The organism is Thermogutta sp., assembly GCF_014359955.1.
In the GTDB taxonomy this organism is placed as follows: domain Bacteria; phylum Planctomycetota; class Planctomycetia; order Pirellulales; family Thermoguttaceae; genus Thermogutta.
On sequence record NZ_JACIYL010000512.1, the window covers coordinates 1 to 3,242 of the forward strand.

The window sequence follows — 3,242 nt, forward strand, 5'->3', positions numbered from 1 at the left end:
GCGAAGTGCCGCTCATCCCTGCGGATTGACCGGCCTGCATGGCGGCCATTTCCATCGGCAAAAGCAACAGGTGCCACGGGGACGAACCGTTGTCGTCCGATTGGTCCCGCGGTACCTGCGAACTGGCCATCGAGCCTGAATTATCCGGGCTTAGAGCGAGGGACAGATCGCCTCCGAACAGAACCTGCGAGACGTTGGCAGAGTCGAGGCTGGATATCCACCCGGCGTGAGAGGTAGACGCCGGGCACACCAGCACCAGGCCGGCGATGACGAGCGTCGCAATTGTTTGCCGGGGTAATCTCACCATTGTTGCATGGCCCACTGAAGCATCAGCCCCATTCGATCAAAGTTCGTTTCGGCTCTGCCCCTGTTACAATCCTTTCTTCAGTTCGGTTCGTTCCCGGCTCCTTCCGATTCTGGGGCTATTGTAATTGGAACATGCTCCACGTCAATAGCCCGCCACGAAAATTTTTTTCGACCATTCGCAGTCGCTTACGGCTGGGCACATAGCCCGCTAAACACGCTCAATCCTACCAACGATTGCAACCCTGTCAATAACCCACGTGAGGGGGTTCACGAAAATTTCGGGCGATGTCCGAAAGGACCAAAAGGCCTGATCAGTGAACAGCGGACGTGACAGGCAGGTCCCTCCCCTCAAAAAACTCCGGAAGAAACGGACGTGACAAGCACACGTCCCTCCGAGCTAAGGCGCACCGGTGGCGATGTCGCGTCCCATTGCTAAAGGCAACGTGGGGAAATTTCGGACGCGATGTCGCTTGCTTGAAGTCCCGGTCCTATTCACGGTGCACGCTTATCGGACTTTGGGCACCATCGGTCGCCGAAGCCGGAAAAATCGGAGCTTTCGGGACCAGGCTTCCACCCTGGAGCCGGTTGGCCAGCAACTTCCCGTGGCTGGTTACGGCTGCCCTGACGCGGAAGCCGAATTGTCGCCCTGCGATCTGGCGTTATTGCTCCGTCGGGCGGCCGCTTCTTCCCGCATTTTTTGAATCTCTGCTTTTTGCTGCGGGGTGAGGACCGCCTCGATTTCTGCATCACGCTGCGCGATGAGTTTCTCAAGTTGCCGCTGGAGTTCCGCTATCTGAGGGTGATATTTTCGCTGAATGTCGTAGATCTTTTGCCGTTGCTTTTCGTCAACGACTCTTCCGTAGTAGGCAGGTAACCGCGGCCGAAAAGGCGGCAGGCTCTCTTTCTCAGCCGCCGTTGCATTCGGGGCCTGTGCCCCGGTCGTCTCCGCTGCTTGGTGTTTCTCCGGGGCCTGCGCCGCAGGAGGTGGTGCGGAAGGCGTGCCCGATTCAGCCGCCACTGCCACCAGCCGACTCCCCAGGAAGGCCGTCCCGACAAGGAGGACAACCATTGCGATGGCCAATCGGAGATTCATTTGATGCGCCCTGTGTATGGTGCCCATGTTGACCGTTCGTTCCCGATCCTGAAGTCCCCCTAAAGACGACGAGCCGCTGTGCAGGTTCGAAAAGTCGCGCCGCTGTCTCATTGTCAATTTCTCCCGAGAACAAGAGATGCACATATCTCATCCCGGTGTCCCGGTTTCGGTCCCGGGACACTGCCCAAAAAAATGTGCTCCTACTGTGCACGGTCCGGGCGTGCTTGTCAAGAGGCGAGCGGAACAGGCATGGCGGCAGTGGCTCAAGTCACAATACGCTACCGACGAGGCCTTGCAGCGGGCCTGGGGCAATCCGGCCGTTCGACTCAGCACGGTGACTCTCCCGACACCTCGGCGAAGGCGCTCCCAGCCCTCGGGGTTGCTCCACCGGCCGAGGAGCGAACAAGACCTGATCGATTTTGCGGAATTTCAACAGGACATGATGGCCGACTGTGTCTGCCACTTCGCAAAGACGGTGCGAGAGGTCACAGGCGGTAGAAAACTGGTGATATTCTTTTATGGGTACACTTTCGAATTTGGGGCGATTCGCAATGGAGCCGCAACATCAGGGCATTATGCCCTCGCAAAAGTCCTTCGCTCGCCGGATATCGATATTCTGTGTTCGCCGATTTCCTATTGGGATCGAGGGCTCGGCGGTAGTGCCCCTGCTATGTCGGCAGCGGAAAGTGTGACGCGGGCAGGAAAGCTGTGGTTGTTCGAAGACGATACCCGAACGTATCTGGCCAAGGACAGTCGCTTTCCTGGGTGGATCGACGGCGCTGACACACTCGCCGATTCGCAGTCTCTCCTCTTACGGAATACTGCCGAGGTTGCCCTGCGGCATTTCGGCACATGGTGGATGGATCTCGGCGCCACCGGCTGGTTCGATGATCCGGAGCTTTGGAAGGTGATGAGAAACCTACACCGGCTCGATGAGGTCATGCTCGCACAAGGCCCGCCATTCACGCCCGAAGTGGCTGCGGTTGTGGACGAGAGGAGTATCCTCCACACTGCCTTCGGAAGCGATGTGGTGACCCGGCCTCTCATTTACGAGGTTCGACGCCCCCTCGGCCGTATGGGTACTCCCTACGGACAGTACCTCCTGTCCGATGTGCTGAATGGTGAAATCCCTGCCAAAATGCTGGTGTTTCTGGCCGCCTGGCATCTCTCGAAAGAAGAACGGATCCAGTTGCGCAGAATAAATGAGGGAAAGCTGAAAATCTGGTGCTACGCCCCAGGATATTTAACTGAAGGCGAGGATCCAAAAACGGCCATGAAGGAATTGACGGGGTTTGAACTGGAGGCCCTTTCGGGGACAACGGCGTGGGCGGAACCTACGGACCGCGGGCGGCAGTTAGGCCTGACTGCAGGTTTTGGAGTGAGACGACCCATCCAGCCGTTACTGACGGTGGTCGACGCGAAACCAGAGGAGATCCTGGCTACCTATCCCAACGGGGCAGCGGCGGTTGCTTTGCGACGACTTCCTGACGGGCCTTCCGTGTTTGTGGGCGTGCCCAATCTCACAAGCGAACTGCTGCGGTTGGCCGCCCGGCAGGCAGGGGTACATCTTTTCTGCCAGGAAGATGCGAATATCTATGCAAATGGTCCCTTCATTACTATCCATGCTGCCCAGGATGGGGACCTGGCCATTGACACAGGGATACGCACGAACGTCTGGGATTACCTAACCGGCGAAAGTCTAGGTCAAGGCCCCAGGCTTTCGCTTGTCATGCAAAAAGGTGAAACACGCATTCTTGTATGCGGAGAGCGGATTGTGGCTACCGCGGCGGAGAGCAGCCAAGCAGAGAAGAGATTCTCCGCCGATAAATGAATGGGCTGGTCT

2 protein-coding genes are annotated in these 3,242 nt (G+C 57.8%); one reads left to right on the forward strand and one right to left on the reverse strand.

Annotated elements, in window-relative coordinates:
- Positions 1-916: 916 nt before the first annotated feature.
- Positions 917-1,510: a hypothetical protein gene (locus H5U08_RS13720; RefSeq protein WP_297034154.1), complete on the reverse strand. Its 594-nt coding sequence runs from the start codon at positions 1,508-1,510 to the stop codon at positions 917-919.
- 109 nt (positions 1,511-1,619) lie between these two features.
- Between H5U08_RS13720 and H5U08_RS13725 the strand changes: the two genes are divergently transcribed.
- Positions 1,620-3,230, forward strand: coding sequence for a beta-galactosidase (locus tag H5U08_RS13725; protein ID WP_297034157.1), 1,611 nt, complete (start codon positions 1,620-1,622; stop codon positions 3,228-3,230).
- The last annotated feature ends 12 nt before the right edge of the window (positions 3,231-3,242 follow it).

Excerpts from the sequence above, each read along its gene's own strand:
- H5U08_RS13720 (WP_297034154.1), bottom strand. The coding sequence starts at position 1,510 with ATGAGACAGCGGCGCGACTTTTCGAACCTGCACAGCGGCTCGTCGTCT.